The organism is Alteriqipengyuania lutimaris (genome assembly GCF_003363135.1).
Taxonomy (GTDB): Bacteria; Pseudomonadota; Alphaproteobacteria; order Sphingomonadales; family Sphingomonadaceae; genus Alteriqipengyuania; species Alteriqipengyuania lutimaris.
This window is the reverse complement of the sequence record NZ_QRBB01000008.1, coordinates 1-2,520: the sequence shown is the minus strand read 5'-3', so window position 1 is coordinate 2,520 and position 2,520 is coordinate 1. Positions and strand designations below refer to the sequence as shown.

The 2,520-nt window shown below is 49.3% G+C and carries 2 protein-coding genes; both read right to left on the bottom strand.

What is annotated here, in order from left to right; all coding sequences use genetic code 11:
- Positions 1–306, bottom strand: a 306-nt coding sequence (locus DL238_RS15850) for an eS6 family ribosomal protein (protein ID WP_234031158.1), incomplete at its 3' end; no start/stop codon positions are given.
- A 148-nt stretch (positions 307–454) separates the two neighbouring features.
- A partial coding sequence (locus DL238_RS15845; RefSeq protein ID WP_147291041.1) for a hypothetical protein occupies positions 455–2,520 on the bottom strand: 2,066 nt, incomplete at its 5' end.

Below are 2,520 nucleotides of genomic sequence, written 5' to 3'. Positions count from 1 at the left end.
CCTTTCTCCATCTCGTCGAGGTCTATAGCATGAATGTCCCTTAGATAGCAGCAGACGCACACGACCATTCGTCAGCACACCCTGCTTCATTGGAAAGCCTTGTTTATCATTACCGCCGGCAATACGGACAATATAACCCTTCCATTCATCACCCAATGCATCTGCTTCAACTTCAGATCCCATGCGTTTCTCATAGAATATTCGAAGCTTATGCTCATCAGTAACTTCGAATAATTTTTGGCATCCTGATGCCGGATACGATACGTTGAGCCTTGAATGTAATTTATTTACATGAAATGGATTCAGTACTTCAATTATAGAAACCTGTTGTACTCGTTACTGATGGTGAGATCTGACGTCTTGGTTTTCATGTTTATAGGTTTAAGTTTTCGAAGTACGGAAAACATTTCCATTCATCATGTGTGAAGTTGAAATCTGTTATTGCATCGCCCACTTAATGGCCTTGGACTCCAACCTCATCGTACTTCTTGTGGAAGATGATCACATCCTTGAAGTACATGTTGGGAGTGTAGAAGTCGTTGCTGTAGATCTTGCGGTCGAAGGGGTATCCCAGAGGCTTGTTGTCGGGATACTTGCGCTCGGATCCAACGCCGCAGTAGCTGAAGGCCTTGTAGTTGTAAGGCTCGAAGTCGTGTTCGTCTTGCTTGACGTAAGGGGTTACGATGACGTAGAAGGTGTAGGCCTGGCCTCCCTTCTTGCCCTTGGGGATCAGCAGGTTCTCTGGGTAGCCGCAGTAGTTGTGGCCCTTGTCGACATAGTATTGGCTCTTTCCTTCGTAAGCCTCTTGCACCTTCTTGTAGAACGTCCTGTAGCTGTCTCTCTCAGGAGCGATGATGTTTGAGTCATGGGAGTTGCGTTCAATCACAGTCTTTCCAGCTCCAACATGGTATGGGAAGCGATCCATCTCTACGAAGTAGTGTCTGCGATCGTTCAGGTCGTATTCGCGGCCCAGGTAGTCGTACTTGGGACCCAAGAACACGCGGACGTACACGTCCTGTGCCTTGTCGCTGCTGACCTCAATGTTGTAGGTGAAGGGCTTGTGGTTGAGACGGTACTGGCGAGCGTGGACGTCCACGTTAGAGATCTGATCCACGTTGTTGACGTACACGGCCATATCCAAGCTCATATCGTACTGCTCGAAGTAAGTGTACAGTTTACCAACATCCACATTCTCCACTTTCACACCTTCGAATGCCAACTCATCGTGAGTGTAACGGGGCAGCCTGTTCTTGTATTTCTGGAAGAGGTGATCCACGCGCTTCCACAATTGATAGAAAACAGGATCCCTCAGAACGGTCTCGGGATGTTCCAACGCACTAGGTGCGAGCCCCATCTTGTGGTATGGATCTACGATGTGTCCAATCATTGAGTGGTACATATGGTAGATGGAACCGTAGAAATAGAAGTTAGGAGAGTCCATGTTACCCTCGATCATATCTGCAAGGTACTCCATGCCGTGGACATCGTGGTACAAAGAGTGGGGCTTCATATGTTCATCGAAGGCATAACCGAAGTCGATGGCATCTTCAACCCTCTTTTCGTAATTCTTGATGTCGGCGATGTAGTACAGGTCGAAGTTGGTGACGTACATGTTGCTAGGACGCACCGGCATTTCTTCGCCATTGTGGTACCTGAGATTAGGGTTGTACGCACTCTTGACGGGCTTGCTGTAGTAGAAGGGGTACACATCGGGAAGATCGTTGGAAAGCCTCTCCAGGAAGTAGCGAGCATAGATCTGCTTGTAGGTATAGTAGAACTGCTCACCACGGCGGTCGATGTTGTGTCCGTAGAGTGTGGTGTTGTACCAGCTAGGGTAGTAGTAGCGGTAGTACGTGTTGAAGGCGTTGAGGTTCACGTCGGACGTGAAGTAGGCCAGGAGCTGATCCTGATTTCTGAGAGTGAAGTTCACTGGAATGACGTGGGAGTGGTGCTCACCGCTGCCAGCGTTCTTCATCCAGTATTTCTGAGCCATATGGATGACGTCATGGTCGACAAAGAGGTAGGGATAGACTTCATACGGGGGTGGGAGCATGACACCCTGCATGTCGTCACGGTGGAAGACGGCAATGCTGAAGGAATACATGAACATTCCCTCATTCACACGATCACGTGCCCAGCAGGCGGTCTTGTAGAAGGTGTCATAATCGTTGGCGAAGTAGAGCAGGTCGTACAGCATGATGGCTTGCTCCCTGTGCTTCTCGTAGTTTACGGAGAAGGGCTCCCCTCGAGGCAGCATGCCCTTCTTGAAGTACGCCATGAACTGCTTCACCACTCGGGGGTACTTGTAGTTGCCGATGTTTGCTTCGATGTCATAGGTATTGCCTACTTCGACCTGATCATTGAGTATATTGTGTTGATGGACTCTGTGGAACAGTCTCAGCACGTCCCTCTGCTTGGCGAGGAATTGTTTGTCGGCGAGCTGTTTGTAATCCTTGTGATCAGGGAAGGCGGCGCAGGCCACGAAGGCCACAACCGCAGCGAATACCAAAGCAGTCTTCA